The sequence below is a fragment of the Algoriphagus sp. oki45 genome (assembly GCF_036245605.1).
Lineage (GTDB): Bacteria > Bacteroidota > Bacteroidia > Cytophagales > Cyclobacteriaceae > Algoriphagus.
This window is the reverse complement of sequence record NZ_BTPC01000020.1, coordinates 1-384: the sequence shown is the minus strand read 5'-3', so window position 1 is coordinate 384 and position 384 is coordinate 1. Positions and strand designations below refer to the sequence as shown.

Annotated in this window: 1 protein-coding gene; it reads left to right on the top strand. The window is 56.8% G+C overall.

Going from position 1 to position 384, the window contains the following annotated elements; all coding sequences use genetic code 11:
- Nucleotides 1-97: 97 nt before the first annotated feature.
- Nucleotides 98-384: DUF7507 domain-containing protein (locus AAA942_RS20250; protein WP_338222129.1), on the top strand; the 287-nt coding region annotated here is incomplete at its 3' end.

Genomic DNA, 384 nt, shown 5'->3' with positions numbered 1-384 from the left:
ACCGGTTAACGGTCCATTGGCTCCAGGAGCGAGTGTGACGGCAACAGGCAGCTATACGATTACTCAGGCGGACCTGAATGCGGGCAGTGTGACCAACGTGGCCAGCGCGAGCGGCAACGGGGTGACCTCGAATACGGACACCGAGACGGTGGATGCGACTCAGACCCGGGCGTTGACCTTGGACAAGCAGGTGGTATCCGGAGATCCATATGATGCGGTAGACGACGTGGTGGTTTACAACTACGTGATCACCAACAGCGGCAATGTGACCTTGGCAGGACCGTTCAGTGTAACAGACGATAAGATTGCGACGATAGCACCGGTTAACGGTCCATTGGCTCCAGGAGCGAGTGTGACGGCAACAGGCAGCTATACGATTACTCA